Raw genomic sequence first — 18,454 nt, forward strand, 5'->3', positions numbered from 1 at the left:
CGACCAGGGAAGCAGGTGCTTCCCTGGTTTCATGTGGAACATCAGACTGGCAGAATCAGCGGCTGACACGCTGGATAGCCTGCTCATAACTGGCTGTAGGTTTAAACAGATTTGCCTGCTGGAAGTGGTACAGTGCCTGAGACAGGTCACGATGATCTTCGTAAATACGTCCGATATTGTAATGTGAATAGGCTTTGGTGTTGTTATTGGTCGCCAGAGCAATCGCTTTCTGGTTGGCAAGCAGAGCTTCTGCTGAACGGTTCAGTTTCTGGTAGGTCACTGCCAGGTTACTGTACACCTGACCTGCATTTGGATTGTAATCAATGGCCTGCTGATAGAGCAGAGCTGCCTGTTCATAACGGCTGTTTTTATAGGCTTTGTCTGCCGCCAGATTCAGAGACTTAGCACGAGCCTGAGCCGCTGCGGAAACAGGAGTCTGGCGAACCTGTGTACTGCTGTTCTGATAGTCTGACACGGTTGACCCAATACGGTCTGCATTGCTTCGGGTACCTGAGATCTGATTGATGTCCTGGATTTCGCCCTGTGGTGAAATACGGAAAACCGTCCATAAGTTCCCTTTTTTATCTGTCGGGACATAATAGGAACGGATCAGGGATTCACCGGCATAGACCATGACTTTTGCCTGACTGCTGGCAAGATTTAAAGTGTCAGGTCGGGTTCTGTCCGTATAGTCATGTACAGAGTACACATAGTACTGATTGTCCAGACGTCTCTCGATAGTGACCGTTTCAGGACCGTATGAATCGGTATCGTCCACATCCAGGTTGGCATCCTGCCCCTGCTTGCTCTGCCAGAATACATGCTGATCTTTATAACTGAGGTGTGAGTCCAGATCGGCAGGTGTTTTGCCCCAGTTCAGAACAATACGCATACTGTTCAGATCTTTCAGCACAGGGCTGAGCGCATAGGTCATGCCGTCGCATGGACATTTGGCAACAAGGGTGGAATACCCAGGTTTCTTAATAATCAGCAGGTTGTCAGAGGTATCGCTCAGACTGCTGTTGATCTGTGTTCTGCCATCACTACCTGTACGGGCAGTTGCAGTATTTTCACCATTTTTCTGTAAAAAAATTTCCGCATCCGGAATATTCTGGTCTTTGATGGTTGCACTCAGTACATGAATGCTGACGGGTGCTGCAATGGCGGAGGCGGATATGCACAGGGCTATACTGCTGCTGAGTAGTGGGATTGTTTTTTTCATGATTTTTCACTTTTATTATTTGGGACAGGATGGTTTTTTCGTATTACCATTATGGATTGTGGCAGACAGAAATCCATGATTAATGATCAAATTCTGCCTATGGAATATAGATGCTGCTGTAATTTTTTGTGCAGCAGAACCTGGATTCTGCTGCGGTGTCTCATGATCTTAAAAAGCGCAGGGCATCACGCATTGAAGCGCATGGATAAGTCCACAGCCTTAACATCTTTGGTTAAAACACCCATCGAGATATAGTCAACACCCGTGGTTGCCACTTCGCGTAAATTTTCAATGGTAATGTTGCCTGATGCTTCCAGTTTACAGCGTCCAGCAACGTGTTTAACAGCCTCAATCATCTGTTGCTGACTGAAGTTGTCCAGCATGACAATGTCCGCCTGTGCTTCAAGTGCCTGATTCAGTTCATCCCAGGTTTCCACTTCAACTTCCACAGGTTTACCTGGTGCAATTTCATGCGCACGGGCAATCGCCTGAGCAATACCGCCTGCTGCCATAATATGATTTTCCTTGATCAGGAAGGCATCAAACAGTCCCAGACGGTGGTTTTTACCACCACCCACTGCAACAGCATATTTCTGTGCAATGCGAAGTCCAGGCAGAGTTTTACGGGTATCCAGCAGTCTGGTGTTCAGCCCGTCAAGTTCCCGCACATATTCTGCTGTTTTGGTCGCAACCGCAGACATCGTCTGAATGAAATTCAGCGCAGGACGTTCGACAGTCAGCAGACTGCGGGCAGAACCGGCAAGTTTATAAATGGTTTCATTGGCTTTGACCAGTTCGCCATCATTTTTTAACCAGGTGATCTGTACAGTCGGGTCAAAAGCCTGAATGAGGGCGTTGACCCACGGCTGTCCAGCCAGAATCATATCTTCACGGCTGATAATCGTTGCTGTTGCCTGTTCATCTTCAGGTGTCAGCAGTGCAGTAATGTCACCGTCCCCAATGTCTTCCTGTAAAGCCTGCTGAACGTTGATCTGGATGGATTGTTCCAGTAAAGCCTGAGATATGCTCATCTGATTTTCCGTATCTTTTTTAACCCATGGAAATTGCGCGCTATATTAACATTGTTCATCTGCAAGAGCGTATTTTTAAGCAAAATTATCCATTCAGTGCAAATAATCCAGGATGAAAGTTTCAGGACTGGTTTAATATGTTGAACAGTCAGTTATTTTATACAGGGAATATTTATGCAGCTTGCACCCTCATTTCAGGTCATAGATGGACAGTTGACCGGTGCGCGGCAGCTTCCTTCACCCAATTTTAATCAGCGTCCTGATGATACTGATATTCAGCTTGTGGTCATACACAATATCAGTCTGCCGCCATCACAGTTTGGTGGTGGTTATATTGAGCAGTTTTTTCAGAATCAGCTGGACTGGTCTGTGCATCCGTATTTTCAGACAATTGAAGGAATGCAGGTTTCTGCACACCTGCTGATTTTACGTTCAGGCGAAGTGCTGCAGTTTGTCAGTTTTAAGGATCGGGCATGGCATGCAGGCCGTTCCAGTTATCTGGCAAAAAAAGAATGTAATGATTATTCTGTGGGCATCGAACTGGAAGGCAGTGATGACCTGCCTTTTGAAGAAGAACAGTATCAGGCGCTGGCGGAGGTGGTGGCTGCTTTGCAGCAGGCTTATCCAAAAATTCAGCAGCATCTGGCAGGTCACTCAGATATTGCACCTGGACGTAAAACTGACCCAGGTCCTTTTTTTGACTGGCAGAAGTTCAGAACAGTTCTGAGCGGGCTGAAACAGCGTAAACAATAAAACCAATAAACTGTGGCTTTGTTGAACGATTAAACAATGAAATACTGGTTTAAGTTTCATTACAATAGCGACTGAATTTTTTAATGGATGGTTACGATGGCATTGTGGCGATCGACCTTTATTGTCAGTGCAATGACAATGCTGTCCCGTGTGCTTGGGCTTGTACGGGACGTTGTCTTACTGAATGTATTTGGTGCAGGGAAAGATTTTGATACCTTTGTGGTTGCATTCCGCATCCCGAACTTTTTCAGGCGACTGTTTGCCGAAGGGGCATTTTCACAGGCATTCATTCCTGTACTGACTGAATATAAGACCAGTAAGGCACATGCTGAAGTGCAGATCCTGATCAGTCGGGTGTTTGGCTGTCTGTTAACGGTCATGACTCTGCTGACATTCATTGCCATGGTGGCAGCACCTGCAGTGCTGTATATCTATGCACCGGGTTTCCATAATGATCCAGAGAAGTTTGCGCTGGCAGTGGATATGTTCCGTCTGACCATTCCCTATCTGCTGTTCATGTCGCTGACGGCTTTTGCCAGTAGTATTCTGAACAGTTATGGCTCATTTTCGACACCGGCTTTTGCTCCGGTGCTGCTGAATGTTGCCATGATTGCAGGGGCATGGTGGCTGACGCCATATATGGCTGAGCCGATTATGGCACTGGGCTGGGCGGTGATCGTGGCTGGGGTTTTACAGCTGGCAATTCAGATTCCTGAGCTGTGGCGTAAAAACCTGCTGATTCCACCAAAAGTCGATTTTAAACACGAAGGGGTGGACCGCATCATGAAACTGATGCTGCCTGCTCTTTTTGGTGTGTCTGTCACCCAGATTAACCTGCTGCTGAACACCATCTGGGCATCTTTCATGCAGGATGGTTCAGTGTCCTGGCTGTACAGTGCTGAGCGTATGACTGAACTGCCACTGGGGCTGATCGGTGTTGCGATTGGTACAGTTATTTTACCGTCGCTTTCTGCACGGCATGCAGAACAGGATCAGACAAAGTTCAGAGGGATGATGGACTGGGCTTCACGGGTGATCATGCTGGTGGGTGTGCCTGCCAGTATCGCATTGTTTATGCTCTCCACACCTATTATTCAGGCACTTTTCCAGCGTGGACAGTTCACTTTTGAAGATACACAGATGACGGCACTTGCCTTGCAGTGTATGAGTGGAGGGGTCATCTCCTTTATGTTGATCAAGGTGTTTGCACCTGGTTTTTATGCACAGCAGGATACCAGAACACCGGTACGCGTCGGTTTGATGGCTGTTGCTGCCAATGCCATTCTGAACGTTGTATTTATTGGGTTCTTTAAACTGATTGACTGGCATGCAGAGCATATGGCTCTTGCGCTGGCATCTACAGGCTCAGCCCTGGTCAATGCAGGAATGCTGTATTTCTATCTGCATAAAAAGAATATTTTCCGTTTTGGTGCGCACTGGAAAAAACTGTTTGTACAGTTCGCTGTTGCTAATACCGTCATGATTGCAGCCCTGTGGTATGCCATGAGTTGGTATAACGGTGATGTATCTCAGTGGATGCGTGTGGTGGAAGTGATTCTGCTGTGTGTGGTGGGTGTGGTTGCCTATGGCGCAGGTCTGCTGGCAGCAGGATTCAGACCACGTCAGTTAAAACCGAATGTATAAAGTATAAACGTATAATACAGGCTGAATAAAAAAGACCGCATGGCGGTCTTTTTTATGCGCTTTATAAAAGCTTATTTTGAAAGGATTTCCAGCAGTTCCACATCAAAAATCAGCGTGCTGTTCGGCTCGATGACATCGCCTGAACCGATCTGTCCATAAGCCAGTTTTGCAGGAACAAAAAAGCGGTATTTAGAACCTTCTTTCATCAGCTGGACACCTTCAGTCCAGCCCTGAATCACCTGGCTTAACTGAAATTCGGCAGGGTGGTTACGTGCAATGGAGCTGTCAAACACAGTACCATCCAGCAGGCGACCTTCATAGTTCACCTTAACTTTTGAGGTGGCTTTCGGAGATTTTCCTTTACCCGCCTGTAGTACGAGATACTGCAAACCAGAGGCAGTGACCTGAACACCAGGTTTCTTCGCATTTTCAGCCAGGAACGCAGTGCCCTGTTTTTCATTTGCTTCAGCTTTCTGTTTCAGTTCAATCAACAGTTTTGCTTCAGACTGTTTCTTGTACTGTGTCAGTACACGAGCCATTTCTTCATCTGTTAATGATGCAGTCTGACCTTTGGAGGCTTCTTTTAAGCCCTGAACAAAAGCATCCAGATCCAGATCTTTAATGGAATCAGCATTGTTGCGTCCCATTAAATATCCAAAGCTGTAACCCACCTGCTGGGCTGCGGAACTTTTACTCGTGACAGGTTGTGCAACAACAGCAGATGTACAGAGCATCAGGCTGAGCAGGGAAATTGTTTTTTTCATGATGTTTTCTCAAATAAATAAGGAGAGCAATCGCTCTCCTTAAACTGTTTGTGTTATTTAACTTTAATCAGTTCAACATCAAAAATCAGTGTGCTGTTCGGTGGAATAGTTCCAGGAACGCCCTGTGCGCCATAACCCAGATTGGATGGGATATACAGCGTTGCTTTTCCGCCTTCTTTCATTAGCTGAAGACCTTCAGTCCAGCCTGGAATTACCTGATTTAATGGGAACTCAATCGGTTCGCCACGGTCAATTGAACTGTCAAAGACCTTACCGTCAACGAGCTGACCTTTATAGTGTACGGTGACCATGGAGCTGGCAGCAGGTGCTTTGCCTGTACCTTCTTTGGTCACTTTATACTGTAAGCCGGATGCGGTAGTGACAACACCTGGTTTCTTTGCATTTTCAGCCAGGAAAGTATCATTGCTGCTTTGAGCCTGTTTTGCCTGATCGACCTGTTTCTGCTGCATTTCCTGCTGGAACTGTTCATATGCTTTTTGCAGTTCTTCTTCTGTATATGCCGGTTTACCACGAGCATGACCTTCACGGACGCCTGTTACAAAACTGTTGATATCCAGCTCAGGAGGAGTCTGATGTGCAACTTCATAGCCCAGTGCATAGCTGATTTTCTGTACAGCAGTGGCATTTTTAGAGGCTTTTGATGTTACTTCAGCAGGGTTCTGAGTTGCGTAGTAAACAGGTACAAGTGCAGCACCGCCTAAAATTACAGCGACAGCGATGGGTAAGGCTTTACTCATAGGTTTTCCCAAATTCGAATAATAAAATCTGCTCTGATCTTAGCAGACTTTTACAGTTAAACACGTGTTTTGAGTCGTGTGTAGACCAAGGACTCAATATATTCTTCTCTCTGGGGATATTCTATAACAGACGGAATATCAAAAACATTTTTTATACAATAAAAAATATCCCGTCTGTGTTTAAAGACCTGTTACAGGGTTCAGGATTTTGCCTGCTGCCATGACTGAAATCCACAGTTTCAGTCAGGAAAACTGCTGTAATCTGCGGCACTCAGCTGATTTTCAGCCTGTTCTGGGAGATGTACCGTCAGGACAGGAAAAGCCTGATTCAGTTTTGTGTCCAGGACTTCCAGCACATACTGCTGCCGTGCTTCTTTTCTGCACTGAAAGCGTATTTCAGGCTGTTGCAGAATACCGAGCATAACGCCGTGTACCGTGGGCTGACGATAAATATACTCCACATTCTGCTGGGTGTTCAGCTGCTGCTGTTCCCAGAATTTGAACTGCCCCAGATGCTGCGCATTTAAATAACCATCAATCAGGGATTTACAGATAAAGCCATGACGCTGTTGCTGAATTTGCGTTGCTGTGGGTTTTTCACAGCCTGCCAGTAATAAAAGTACGCTGCACAGCATTAAATTTTTCATTGTGTCCATTCCTCTGTATCTGTACACAGAGCATAAATTGAGCTTTAATCTGGGTACAGATACAGTAAATACTAAAAAAAGGACACAGGCATGGCTTTTCAGTATCAGCTGCTGGCACAGCAGATTGCGCAGAAAATATATTGTGGTGAACTGCATGCAGAACAGCGCCTGAGTTCATTACGCCAGTTTGCTGAACAGCAGAAGATCAGCCTGAATACTGCCAAAAGCTGTTATGAACTGCTGGAAGCTCAGGGCTTGATCTATGTGCGGAACAAAGCAGGTTATTTTGTGCAGACCCAGCAAGCTAAAGCTCAGACTGCTGTGCCACTGCATCCGGACTTTAAATCCAGACCCCGTGAAGTTTCCAATCTGGAACTGCAAATACAGATTCATGAAGCATCGGCTAATAACCGTTTGATTCACCTAGGTTCAATCCAGTTATCACCGAATTTTATTCCTGTTGAAGCGTTGAGACGTTCGATTCAGCGTGCATTAAAGCATTGCAGACCCGAAGATTTTTTATATAACAATCGGCAGGGACATCCTCAGTTACGCGAAGCTTTATCAGCACACTGGGCAGAAGATGGTTTTTTTATTGCTCAGGATGATATCTACATCAGTAATGGTTGCATGCCTGCATTATCAGTGATGCTCCAGAGTGTCAGCAATGAAGGTGACAGTATTATTGTGCCGACACCGAACTATAATGGTCAGTTGCAGTTACTGGCATTATTGAAGCGGAAAATCATTGAAATTCCTGCAAATACCGATGGATTTGACCTGGAGCGCCTGGAGCAGGTAATGCAGAACTCAGGGGCGAAAGTATGTCTGTTGACTGCAAACTTTCAGAATCCTTTAGGTTTCTGTCTGAGCAATGCCGATAAGGAAAGAATTGCTCAGCTGGCTGAAAAATATCAGTGTTATGTGATTGAAGATGATATTTATGCCGAATGCAGTTTCAGCCAGAAGCGTCCCTTACCGATTAAATACTGGGATCAGGCAGGCTATGTGATTTATTGCGGTTCAGTTTCCAAATCGTTATCGCCTTCTTATCGACTGGGATGGTTCTGTTTACCTCAGCGTTTAAAACATTTACATGCGAATCTGATTTTACAGAATGATTCTGTAAATACGCCTTTGCAGCTGGGGCTTGCAGATTTAATTTTCAGTCGTGCCTATCGTCAGCATCTGAGTGAGTTGCGTCCAAAATTGATGGCACAGGTTGAGGCATACAGACAGTTTATTTCTCTGGCTTTTCAGGGGGTGGAAATCCGTCTGAACCAGCCGCAGGGCAGTTATGCGCTGTGGTTACAGTTGCCTGAACAGATCGACAGTCTGGCGATGTATTATTTTGCTCAGCAGCACAGCATCAATATTGTACCAGGACAGGTCTTTGGTGAGGACAGTCGTTATAACAACTGTATACGGCTGAATGCCGGACATGAATTATCCACCGAGATTCAGGATGCCATCCGACTGCTGGGGGAATGGGTGCGGGGACAGTTGTCTGAACATAAAGTGGCTTAAGGTTTAAATTTTGCAGTGATTGAAACAAAAAAAGTCCCTTCTCCCTTTGGGAGAAGGTCAGGATGAGGGATAGATTAAAAATCTGCTTTCAGCACAATCCGGTAACGTGCTTTGCCCGAATGTAAACGCTCCAGCGCTGCATTGATTTCAGACATGGGATAAAGCTCAATCTGTGGGGCAATGTTTTTACGTGCTGCAAACTGTAACAGCTGACGCAGGGCAAACGGTGAACCAGTTGGAGAACCGGTCACTGATTTTGCACCGCTGATCAGCGTACCGGCAGGAATCGCCATGGGTTCCAGTACCATGCCCAACATATGAATATTGCCATTCGGAGCCAGGGTATTTAAATAGGCTTTCCAGTCCAGCGATACATTGACGGTACACAGCAACAGGTCAAATTTGCCACGCTGAGTCTTGAGCGCAGCCGTATCACGGCTGTTGACCACATGATCTGCTCCCATGGCTTTAAGCTCATCGGTTTTATCCAGGCTGGATGTAAATGCAGTAATTTCACAGCCCCAGGCTTTCAGCAGTTTAATCGCCATATGCCCCAGTCCGCCAATTCCGATCACACCGACATGATGCACAGCCTGGATCTGATGTTTCAGAATAGGATCAAATACGGTGATACCGCCACATAATAAAGGTCCGGCACTTTCAGGATCCAGTTCTTCAGGCAGGGGAATAATCCATTGCCAGCCTGCACGGACTTTATCTGCAAAGCCACCGGCATGACCGACAATGGTTGCAGTTTTACTGCCGGTACATAGTACCTGTTGTCCGCTTACACAAGGGTCACAGTGCTGACAGCTTTCTGCAGTCCATCCAATGCCCACACGCTGACCCACTTTCAGCCCTTTTGCTTCAGAACCCAGCTGGGTGATCGTTCCAATAATTTCATGTCCTGCCACGACAGGGTAGACAGAATTTCCCCATTCATTATTAATCACTGAAACATCGGAGTGACAAAGACCGCAGTATTCAACCTGGACTTCAACCTGATGGGGCTGTAATTCGCCTGCATCAAACTGATAGGATTCCAGAGGCTGTCCTGGCTGCATGGCAGCGTATGCGTGAACTGTATTACTGGTCATCTGATCTTCCCTGTATTTTGAGATTTATTGGTTTTTCTTAAAATCACAGTCATTTTCATGGTCATCCACCATACCGACAGCCTGCATAAAGGCATACATGGTGGTTGGACCCACAAATTTAAAACCCTGCTTTTTTAAGGCTTTTGAAAGTCGCTGGCTGACTTCGGTCTGAGCCGGAGCCTGCCGGTAGTCAGGAACGTGATTGATCTGAATCTGCTGCCCGACAAAGTCCCAGAGCCATGTCACCATATCATGTCCCTGAGCCTGCATGTTCTGCCATGCAACGGCATTGTCCCGAATGGCTGTGAGTTTGCCGATATGGCGGATCAGTCCTGCATCCTGCACTTTTAACTGAAGTTCGGCATCGCTGAACTGTGCAATCTGAGCAATCGGATACTGAAAAAAATGCTGTCTGTAACATTCCCGTTTTTTCAGTACGGTTATCCAGGACAGACCTGCCTGTTGTCCTTCCAGGCAAAGCATCTCAAACAGATGCTGTTCATGATGTACAGCTTTGCCCCATTCCTGGTCATGATAGGCAATATAAAGAGGGTCATCTGAGCACCAGCCACAGCGTTTGAAAGACATAAAGTGATGCTCCTTATTTTAAGTGACAGGGAATTCGATCCACTGATCCTGTTTGTTGTCCCAGTAATACAGCTGTGCCTGTTGCAGGTCAGTAAAGCTGATCCACATATCTTTACCGGTTTTTTCAGCAAAACCTGTACTGATCAGCAGGGCGTCTTCAGTTATTTCCATCACCCAGCCCTGATGGCTTTGTCCGGACAGCACCACTTTCTGCTGATTACCTGACTCTGCAAATTTCACCAGACGGTTGATTAGTGCTTCAGACATGAAAAATTCCTGATTGTTTAACGTAAATAGGGATAAGGATTGACTGCGCCACGACCTTTACCGTTCAGATAGATGCCATAGTGCAGATGTGGGGAGGTATGTCTGGCATTTCCAGTGTTTCCGACATAGCCGATCAGATCTCCCTTTTTAACATAGTCACCGACATTTAAGCCACGCTTATGCTCATTCAGATGAGCATAGTAATGCCATGTGCCACCAGGTCCAAGAATCCAGATCACTTTTCCACCCAGATTGTTGTTACGCAGATCAGCCACCAGTCCTTCCGTTGAGCTGTACACTCTGGTACCACGTTCGGACATGATGTCGATGCCTTCGTGCGTGCGTCCACTGCTGCGGGATGCTCCCCAGGTATCTTTCAGCTGTTTTGGCTTTATTCCCTGAACAGGGACAGGCAGTCTGGAGGGAAGCGTCATGCTTTTCAGTCTGGCAGTCTGATCCGCAGGTAGGGGTGCAGGCGGGCGGGTCGGTGTGGAGCTACAGGCAGAAATCAGTAATATACACAGACTCAGAGCAGCAGCAGACAGATTGCGAAGCACAGTATTTTTCCCTTTTACGATTTTATCTGGTCAATAAAACTTTCAATGACTGTGCCTGAATATGTCATAGATTTACAGCTGAGATCAATTTTTTCATGGCAGTGGGAATACCCATTTCTGTAGCAATTTGTGGTTTTAACCACTGTCCGCCAAGTTCAGCCATCAGATATTCCTGCTGGTCAGTTTCCAGTTCAATCACATGTGCATTCAGCAGCCAGGTAAAATGAGTGAAACTGTGTGAGATCTGCACTGAAGATGCCAGAGGTGGCAGATGCAGACGCTGGCAGAGCTGAATAAATTCACTTTCAGACTCAGCGATAGGCAGTGCCCATAATCCTCCCCATAACCCAGTTGCAGGTCTTTGCTGCCAGAACCATTCCTGCTGACTGTGAATGAGCAGGACATGTGCGGATTTTACAGGCACTGCTTTTTTAGGTTTTTTATAGGGCAGTTCGGTTTCAAGCCCCTGCTGATGTGCCTGGCAGTGCTGCTGCATCGGGCAGTACAGACATAAGGGCTTTTTCGGGGTGCAGACCGTTGCGCCCAGATCCATGATGGCCTGGGTGTAATCATGATTGCGCGTTTCAGGGCAGAGCTGTTCAGCCCGCTGCCACATCGCACGTTCATGAACAGGTTTACTCAGATCGTCCTCGACAGCGAAAAAACGTGAAAGTACACGTTTGACATTGCCGTCCATAATCACGCCATACTCGCGTAGACCGAGTGACATCAGCGCTCCAGCGGTTGAAGGTCCTATGCCTGGCAGTTCCATCCACTGTTCGCGTGTCTTAGGGAATTGACCCTGCTGAGTCACAACTGAAGCCGCTTTATGCAGATTGCGTGCCCGTGCATAGTAGCCGAGTCCTGCCCAGTAGGGGGCAACGTCATCCCAGCTGGCTGTCCCCAGATCTTTGACTGTCGGGAAGCGGTTGATGAAGCGCTCAAAGTACTGAAGAACTGTTTTGACCTGGGTCTGCTGTAACATGATCTCTGATACCCAGACTTTGTACGGATCATCTGCGACCTGCCAGGGGAGGTCATGGCGACCATGGACATCGAACCAGGCAAGCAGTGCATCAGAAAATGAAAAATCAGGCATATCAGCAGGGAAAAATGGAAAAGTTCAGTATAGCGGACTTGGAGAGTCAGACATAAAAAATGATGCCTGAGCATCATTTTTTGATTGAGAACGGTCTGAAATTATGGATTGACCATACCCCAGCGTTCATCCAGTTTCAGAGCCTGACCTTCATAACGGGGAATAATGTGAATATGCAGGTGCTCAGACACTTCACCAAAGACATTGCCATCATTGAATCCGACATGAAAACCGGCAGGCTGATGACGGATCTGAAGTTCGTTGCGTGCAAGTTCCAGTAAGGACTGCAGGCTCTTGCGTTCTTTATCGCTGATCTCGAAAAAAGAGCTGATATGACGCAGAGGGACAATTACACAGTGACCTTTGGACAGTGCATTGGGTTCGGGCAGAATGACACCAAACTCGTTTTTATCAATGATGTCATATTCATCAAAATTGCAGTAAGGGCAATTGTTATCAGTCATTATTGTGTCCTCTTTTCATCATGATTAGCGGTATTCAGGCATCCCGAGAGGATGGGAAAGTACAGTTATTTATACTGTACTTTGAACCTGATGTTATTGACCCAGGCGACGGTCAAGCAGTTCATACATGGCAACCAATCCCTGTTTTTCAGCTTCTGCACTGTAACCGAGGTCGACAGCATTGGCTTTTGCACGCTCATCTGCCTGTGGATTACTGAAACCATGCTTGGCATTTTCAAAAATAATCACTTCATGGCTGACTTCAGCAGCATGCATTTCTTCACGGAATGCATCGACATCATCCAGGCTGACCATGCTGTCATCTTCACCATGCAATACAAGGATTTCAGCCTGTACCCGTCCTTTCTGCGCCGGTGCTTTCGGTGACAGGTTTGCATGGAAAGTCACGACCGCTTCAAGCGGTGCGCCAGAACGGGCAAGATCCAGAATGACTTTACCGCCATAACAGAAACCGATTGCTGCAAGTTTATCTGCATTTACTTCTTCCTGTGCAGCTAATGTTGCCAGTCCTGCTGACGCACGGGTCACAATCGTATCGGGATCTTCAAATGTCTGCATCATCCATGCATAAGCCTGCTTTGCATCGGTTGTGACATTTTTGTCTCCGTACATATCAATGGCAAATGCGGCATATCCGTGTTCAGCCAGCTCTCTTGCACGCTGTTCAGTGTATTCATTCCGACCCCACCACTCAGGTGACACAATCACGCCTGCTACAGGTGCAGTGGACTCAGGCGCAGCAAAGTAGCCAGTAAACTGTTTACCGTCTGGGGTTGAATAGTTAATTTCACGGGTTTTAATGCCAGAAGCCATAGACTCAATTCCATATGAAGCTGAAAATAAAATGATTAAAGCATAAAAATATGACAATGGTTCTGAAAATTCATGTAATGCATACAATCAAACTGTGAGAAATTATTTTTATTCAGCATATAAAAAGAGAAGGAACAATCCTTCTCTTTCTGGGAAGCTGGTCTGTTTTTCAGACTTTTCCTCGGGAAAGGAAGCCTACGATCGCCAGTATGACCGCGACAATCAGCAGAATGATAGCAAACTGCTTGGATAATCCTGCTACTCCGCCAAATCCTAACAAGCTGGCGACCAGTGCAATCACTGCAAAAATTATTGCCCAGCGGAACATATGTTTCTCCTTGTTGTTATGAACCCTGTTTTTAAAATATAACTGTGCGATAGTCGCTGTATGTGGCGGTTTTGTTGACGAATTGTCGGCTTTATTGAATATTGATAAACAATTAAAAATAAAAATGAATTTTGCATAACTGGATGGAAGTGACTGATATAATATTCAGGTCATGTCCTTATTTACATATTATGTCTGGTGATCTGCGTCCATATTTCTGGAAAAGATACCCTTTAGCAGAGCTGACTCTTCCAGAATGGGAAGCGCTGTGTGATGGGTGTGGCCTGTGCTGCCTGGTGAAACTCGAAGATGATGAAACCCAGGAAGTTGCCTATACCCGCGTCTCATGTAAATTACTGGACTGTGAAACGGCTCAGTGTACCAATTATCCTGAACGTCAGACGCTGGTTCCTGACTGTATTCAGCTGACACCTGAAAAGCTGGAAACCATACACTGGTTACCGCCCAGCTGTGCTTACCGCCGTCTTAAAGAGGGCAAAAATCTGCCGACCTGGCATTATCTGAATACCGGTTCCAGAAGCAGTGTCATCAAAGCCAGAAAGTCCGCAGCAGGTCGGTGTATTTCAGAAACAGAAGTGGATGAAGAAGACATTGAAGATCATATCGTGCGCTGGGTGCGTTAATCTTCTGTTAAAGCGAGTAGTTCTAAAAACTGATTTTCGGAAATGACCTGGAAGCCATGTTGCAGCAGCAACGTTGCAGTAACCCCCATTCCCTTGATTTTCTGAGCATTGAAACTGCCGTCATAAATCCAGTGCCGACCACAGGATGGACTGTTTTCTTTGAGCACCACCGTCTGAATGTGGTGCAGCTGTGCAAGTTCCAGTGTTCGATATGCCCCTTGTATAAATGCCTGACTGACATCCTGTCCCACAGCATCAATGACCTGAGCGGTTCCATTGAGTACATCTGCACCATTACCATTCTGAATTTCAGCAGGCAGGCGAGGACAGGAAAGTCCACCCAGCAGTTCAGGGCAGGCTGTTATGACTTTTCCCTGCTGAATCAGCCGTTGAATCTGCTCATAATGATAACTTTTGCTGTCATAACGGACAGGTTGTCCTGCCAGACAGGCACTGATCAGGTACATAAGATCAAATACTGCATAAAAAATATGTGAAGACTTTATCGCAGACAAGGTGGAGATGAAACTGAATGAGAAGTGCCTGATTCAGTTTTTTTGCAGCAGTTGCAGAGCATCTGAAGATGACATCGGTTGATAAAAATAGAAGCCCTGTCCAATATGACAATCACAGTCGATCAGGGTGTTCAGCTGTTCTGTGACTTCAATACCTTCCGCCAGAATATCCAGTGACATGCCCGGACCAAGCTGGCTGATGGCACGGACGATGGCAAGAATCGAAGGGTCATTCTGCATACCGACCACAAAACTGCGGTCGATTTTCAGACAGTCCACAGGATAGTCTTTCAGACGGGTCAGAGACGAATGTCCTGTTCCAAAGTCATCCAGTGATATACGCAGTCCTGCTTTCTTCAATAGGTTTAAGGCACGGATGACATAGCTTGCACCACCTTCGGCAAGGCTCAGTTCAGTGATTTCAATTTCGATCAGTTCTGGGGGGATTTTATAGAACTGCATACGTTTCAGCAGGGTTTCTGCATAGTTGTCACGCAGAAATTCAACTGGAGCAGCATTGATCGAGACAGGCAGAACGCTGGTGCCCTGTTTCAGCCATTGTGCAATATCCTGAAAAACAGAGGTCTGCATTTTTTCACTGATACGGGTTGCCAGATCATAGTCCTGGAACGACTTATAAATTCTGGAGGGTAACTGAACATCACCATGTTCATCATGCCAGCGTAACAGTGCTTCAAAGCCAACCAGTTTTTTATCTTTTAAACGGACTTTAGGCTGATAAAAAGGAAAAATGCTGTTATCACGAATCAGCTGTCGGGCAAGAATCAGCTGTCGAGCTGATTCTTCCAGCACATCGAGCATGCTCTGGCTGAACATCTGAATACCGCCACGACCGCCCGATTTCAGGTTGTTGAGAGCAATATCAGCACATTTCAGCAAAGCAGAAGAGTCTTTTGCATCACGGGGATAAACAGCATAACCGATACTCATGCTGCCATTTAAAAACTGACCGTTATAACGGATAGGCAGATCAAGCTGTTTCTGTAATTTAGCTGCAATGTTCAGAATATCCTGATCATCTCCAGTCTCTGGCAGAATAATGGAAAACTCATCACTGCCCAGTCGGGAAACATAGGCATTGCTGTCCAGACAGTTTTTCAGGCGTTTTCCGAGTACTCTCAGGAGGTGATCGCCCGCAACATAGCCCATTGCATCATTGATATGTTTGAAATAATCTAGATCCAGTAAAAGCAATGCTGTGGATGTGGTATTTCGTTTGGACTGCTGTAAGGTTTTACTCAGCAGTTTTTTAAAGGCACGGCGGTTGTACAGACCGGTCAGGTCATCCCGCTCATTGAGCTGATGCAGTTTTTCAGCGGTAATCCGTTGTTCACTGACATCGCGTGAAACGCACAGAATATTCTGAGGCAGACCCTCATGATTCAGAATAGGGGTCAGAATATTGTCCCAGTACTGTGGGTTGCCGTTTTCAACCTGGGTGATTCCATCAAATCGGGCTTTTTTCCCCTGAGCAGCAGCCTGAAGTGCCCGTTGTCCATTTTTACGGACATGAGGGGCGAGCAGATTCAGCCAGGGCATCCCAAAAGATGTGACATCATGACTGATCCCAAGTGCCTCACGTCCAGGCTGATTAATGGAAATGACCTGCCCTTTTTGTGACAGCAGTTTGATGCAGTCCACACTGGCATCAAGCATCTGCGTCTGAGCTGAAATCTGTTGTGCCAGTTTCTGCTGATTTATAATCTGGGCATCAATATCTGTACAGCTGATCAGCCATTCAAGCTCATGATCCATTGCTGGAAAAACAGCAGAGATGCTGAACCAGTGATACTGTTGTGTACTGTCTTTAATACGGCAGGTGATTTCGATATGCTGCAGTTCAGACAGCCCTTTGAACCATTGAGCCAGAAAGTATTCATGGTCTTCTGGATGGATATACAGCTGCCAGAATTCTGGGTCATTCATTTCAATGGCGAGAGTGCCGGTATAACAGCGCATCGCCTGATTACAGAACAGGCGCTGTGAGCGTGTTTTAGTACAGATCAGCTGAGGCAGGACATCGAGTAAATTTTCAGCGACAGTATCTGACCAGCGACTGACAGGCAGTACTGGGAAATCCTGAATTTCAGGCGATGCCTGTTTATTCTTAAATAAGGATTTCATACAGATGAAAAACTCGCTATAGGGTGAAAAGTGTGATTAATATCACATAATCAGTATATCAGTAAAAAATAGCCTGCTGAATATACACCATACCATTTTCGGATAAACAGGCAGGAGTATAAACACTGTATTAACATTCAAAAAGTGGCAGCTTTGAAAAATAAGCAGTTTAAAAACTGTAAATTCATACGGTGTATATTTTTATTACAAAAATATAAAACAGCGTATTGGAAATACTCGGTGGATGATTTACATAGTAGACTATCAACAGCACTATTTTTTAGAATTATCCAAGATGTCAGACAGCAGTATTCCACTTCCAGAAAGGCTTCGCCCGAAAGATCTGTCGCAGATTATCGGACAGGATCATTTATTGGGTGAGCATGCACCATTACGTCAGATGATTGACCAGGGGCATTTACCTTCGATTATTTTCTGGGGACCCCCTGGTGTAGGTAAAACCACCATTGCACTGTTGCTGGCTCAGGCGGTGGATCGCCCATTTGTCAGTCTTTCTGCTCTGAATACGGGTGTGAAAGAGTTAAGGGAAGTGATTGCAGATGGTGGAGATCTACTGACACCTGTGGTTTTTATTGATGAGATACACCGCTTCAATAAATCACAGCAGGATGCACTGCTGAATGCGGTGGAAAAAGGCAAAATCACGCTGATCGGTGCAACGACAGAAAATCCGTCTTTTGAGGTGAACAGTGCGCTGCTGTCCCGCTGTCAGGTGTATACCCTGAATGCACTGAGCAATGAAGCGATTGAGCATTTACTGAAGCAGGCGGTTCAGCAGGATGGTTTCCTGAAAGAACGCTATATTCAGATCGAGGAGTTTGATGCGCTGATTCAGTTCGCTGCAGGTGATGCCCGAAAAGCACTGAACTTACTGGAGCTGATCGCAGGTACTTTTGAGCCTGAGGTGGAAAATATCATTACCAATGCCATGGTCGTGAAAGTGGCACAGCAGAATATTGCCCGCTATGACAAATCGGGTGAACAGCATTATGACCTGGTTTCTGCATTCATCAAATCCATTCGGGGCAGTGATCCTGATGCGGCACTGTACTGGATGGCACGTATGCTCAAAGGTGGAGAAGATCCCGTTTTTATTGCCCGTCGTATGCTGATTGCAGCATCTGAAGACATTGGAAATTCAAACCCGAATGCACTGTTGCTTGCGGGAGAATGCTTCCGTTCAGTTCAGGCTGTCGGTATGCCTGAATGCAGAATAATACTGGGGCAGTGTGCAGTTTATCTGGCGACGAGTGCCAAGAGTAACAGTACTTATATGGCGATCAATAAAGCGATGGAGCTGGCTGAAAAAACGGCAAATCTGCCTGTTCCACTGCATTTAAGAAATGCACCGACCCGCATGATGAAAGAGCAGGGTTATGGCGCAGACTATCTGTACCCGCATAGCTATCCTGAGCATTTTGTGATGCAGGATTATCTGCCACCGGAGCTGAAAGGCACAAAGCTGTATGAGTCTGCCCGAAATAAACGGGAAGTTGAAGGAGAGCGCCTGCAACAGCGCAGATGGCAGCAAAGTCAGCAACAGCAGTAA

General features: G+C 46.2%; 20 protein-coding genes. 5 read left to right on the forward strand and 15 right to left on the reverse strand.

The features are described from left to right. Positions 1–55: 55 nt before the first annotated feature. Positions 56–1,222, reverse strand: coding sequence for a YfaP family protein (locus CDG61_RS00685; protein ID WP_087549684.1), 1,167 nt, complete (start codon positions 1,220–1,222; stop codon positions 56–58). A gap of 185 nt (positions 1,223–1,407) precedes the next feature. Then, positions 1,408–2,253, reverse strand: a complete 846-nt coding sequence (nadC, locus tag CDG61_RS00690; RefSeq protein ID WP_087549685.1) for a carboxylating nicotinate-nucleotide diphosphorylase — start codon at positions 2,251–2,253, stop codon at positions 1,408–1,410. 174 nt (positions 2,254–2,427) lie between these two features. Between nadC and ampD the strand changes: the two genes are divergently transcribed. Continuing rightward, the gene (gene ampD, locus CDG61_RS00695; protein WP_087513638.1) at positions 2,428–3,006 is read left to right on the forward strand and encodes a 1,6-anhydro-N-acetylmuramyl-L-alanine amidase AmpD; all 579 of its coding nucleotides are present in this window, start codon (positions 2,428–2,430) and stop codon (positions 3,004–3,006) included. An 87-nt stretch (positions 3,007–3,093) separates the two neighbouring features. After that, positions 3,094–4,650: a murein biosynthesis integral membrane protein MurJ gene (gene murJ, locus CDG61_RS00700; RefSeq protein WP_171405559.1), complete on the forward strand. Its 1,557-nt coding sequence runs from the start codon at positions 3,094–3,096 to the stop codon at positions 4,648–4,650. A gap of 71 nt (positions 4,651–4,721) precedes the next feature. Here the strand turns inward: murJ and CDG61_RS00705 are convergent, their stop codons facing one another. The 3 genes from CDG61_RS00705 to CDG61_RS00715 form a co-directional block, all read right to left on the reverse strand. After that, positions 4,722–5,414 carry an FKBP-type peptidyl-prolyl cis-trans isomerase gene (locus CDG61_RS00705; protein ID WP_087549687.1) on the reverse strand — a complete coding sequence of 231 codons (693 nt, stop codon included), beginning with the start codon at positions 5,412–5,414 and terminating at the stop codon, positions 4,722–4,724. A 53-nt stretch (positions 5,415–5,467) separates the two neighbouring features. Further along, the gene (locus CDG61_RS00710; protein ID WP_087513641.1) at positions 5,468–6,172 is read right to left on the reverse strand and encodes an FKBP-type peptidyl-prolyl cis-trans isomerase; all 705 of its coding nucleotides are present in this window, start codon (positions 6,170–6,172) and stop codon (positions 5,468–5,470) included. 239 nt (positions 6,173–6,411) lie between these two features. Then, a complete protein-coding gene (locus tag CDG61_RS00715; RefSeq protein WP_087549688.1) occupies positions 6,412–6,819 on the reverse strand; it encodes a hypothetical protein in 408 nt (135 codons plus the stop codon). A 90-nt stretch (positions 6,820–6,909) separates the two neighbouring features. Between CDG61_RS00715 and CDG61_RS00720 the strand changes: the two genes are divergently transcribed. Beyond that, complete coding sequence (locus CDG61_RS00720; RefSeq protein ID WP_087549689.1) at positions 6,910–8,346, forward strand: PLP-dependent aminotransferase family protein; 1,437 nt, start codon at positions 6,910–6,912, stop codon at positions 8,344–8,346. Positions 8,347–8,420: 74 nt separating this feature from the next. Here CDG61_RS00720 and ahr read toward each other — a convergent pair whose 3' ends face one another. From ahr to CDG61_RS00760, 8 genes are all read right to left on the reverse strand, one after another. Continuing rightward, positions 8,421–9,443 carry an NADPH-dependent aldehyde reductase Ahr gene (ahr, locus tag CDG61_RS00725; RefSeq protein WP_087549690.1) on the reverse strand — a complete coding sequence of 341 codons (1,023 nt, stop codon included), beginning with the start codon at positions 9,441–9,443 and terminating at the stop codon, positions 8,421–8,423. Positions 9,444–9,467: 24 nt separating this feature from the next. Beyond that, positions 9,468–10,031, reverse strand: a complete 564-nt coding sequence (locus CDG61_RS00730) for a DNA-3-methyladenine glycosylase I (protein ID WP_087513645.1) — start codon at positions 10,029–10,031, stop codon at positions 9,468–9,470. A gap of 18 nt (positions 10,032–10,049) precedes the next feature. Continuing rightward, a complete protein-coding gene (locus CDG61_RS00735) occupies positions 10,050–10,298 on the reverse strand; it encodes a hypothetical protein (protein WP_087513646.1) in 249 nt (82 codons plus the stop codon). A gap of 17 nt (positions 10,299–10,315) precedes the next feature. Continuing rightward, the gene (locus tag CDG61_RS00740) at positions 10,316–10,855 is read right to left on the reverse strand and encodes a M23 family metallopeptidase (RefSeq protein ID WP_227542901.1); all 540 of its coding nucleotides are present in this window, start codon (positions 10,853–10,855) and stop codon (positions 10,316–10,318) included. A 64-nt stretch (positions 10,856–10,919) separates the two neighbouring features. Then, positions 10,920–11,954, reverse strand: coding sequence for an A/G-specific adenine glycosylase (mutY, locus tag CDG61_RS00745; protein ID WP_087549691.1), 1,035 nt, complete (start codon positions 11,952–11,954; stop codon positions 10,920–10,922). Positions 11,955–12,055: 101 nt separating this feature from the next. Then, positions 12,056–12,418: an HIT family protein gene (locus CDG61_RS00750; protein WP_087513648.1), complete on the reverse strand. Its 363-nt coding sequence runs from the start codon at positions 12,416–12,418 to the stop codon at positions 12,056–12,058. Positions 12,419–12,511: 93 nt separating this feature from the next. Further along, positions 12,512–13,252, reverse strand: a complete 741-nt coding sequence (locus tag CDG61_RS00755; RefSeq protein WP_087549692.1) for a dienelactone hydrolase family protein — start codon at positions 13,250–13,252, stop codon at positions 12,512–12,514. A 169-nt stretch (positions 13,253–13,421) separates the two neighbouring features. After that, positions 13,422–13,580, reverse strand: a complete 159-nt coding sequence (locus tag CDG61_RS00760; protein ID WP_087513676.1) for a DUF1328 domain-containing protein — start codon at positions 13,578–13,580, stop codon at positions 13,422–13,424. 191 nt (positions 13,581–13,771) lie between these two features. On the opposite strand from CDG61_RS00760, the gene CDG61_RS00765 reads away from it, so the two are divergent. Then, complete coding sequence (locus CDG61_RS00765) at positions 13,772–14,224, forward strand: YcgN family cysteine cluster protein (RefSeq protein WP_087549693.1); 453 nt, start codon at positions 13,772–13,774, stop codon at positions 14,222–14,224. On the opposite strand, the gene CDG61_RS00770 is transcribed toward CDG61_RS00765, so the two are convergent. After that, on the reverse strand, positions 14,221–14,691 hold the full coding sequence (locus CDG61_RS00770) for a DUF523 domain-containing protein (RefSeq protein WP_087513651.1): 471 nt from the start codon (positions 14,689–14,691) through the stop codon (positions 14,221–14,223). The two genes, CDG61_RS00765 and CDG61_RS00770, sit on opposite strands and share 4 nt — an antisense overlap. An 81-nt stretch (positions 14,692–14,772) precedes the next feature. Then, on the reverse strand, positions 14,773–16,884 hold the full coding sequence (locus CDG61_RS00775; RefSeq protein ID WP_087549694.1) for an EAL and GGDEF domain-containing protein: 2,112 nt from the start codon (positions 16,882–16,884) through the stop codon (positions 14,773–14,775). 295 nt (positions 16,885–17,179) lie between these two features. Between CDG61_RS00775 and CDG61_RS00780 the strand changes: the two genes are divergently transcribed. After that, complete coding sequence (locus CDG61_RS00780; protein ID WP_087513653.1) at positions 17,180–18,454, forward strand: replication-associated recombination protein A; 1,275 nt, start codon at positions 17,180–17,182, stop codon at positions 18,452–18,454.

Source organism: Acinetobacter sp. WCHAc010052 (assembly GCF_002165295.2).
GTDB classification, from domain to species: domain Bacteria; phylum Pseudomonadota; class Gammaproteobacteria; order Pseudomonadales; family Moraxellaceae; genus Acinetobacter; species Acinetobacter chinensis.